Genomic DNA, 223 nt, shown 5'->3' on the forward strand with positions numbered 1-223 from the left:
GTTGTAAGGTTAAGCCTCACGGGTCATTAGTACCGGTTAGCTCAATGCATCGCTGCACTTACACATCCGGCCTATCAACGTCGTCGTCTTCAACGTCCCTTCAGGACTCTCAGGGAGTCAGGGAGAACTCATCTCGGGGCAAGTTTCGTGCTTAGATGCTTTCAGCACTTATCTTTTCCGCACTTAGCTACCGGGCAATGCCATTGGCATGACAACCCGAACA

General features: G+C 51.1%; 1 rRNA gene. It reads right to left on the reverse strand.

The annotated features are described in order from the left end of the window. Nucleotides 1-5 precede the first annotated feature (5 nt). A 23S ribosomal RNA gene (locus WFP70_RS26890) occupies nt 6-223 on the reverse strand; the annotation flags it as partial.

This window comes from Pantoea sp. USMM079 (assembly GCF_037153115.1).
Classification (GTDB): Bacteria; Pseudomonadota; Gammaproteobacteria; order Enterobacterales; family Enterobacteriaceae; genus Pantoea; species Pantoea communis.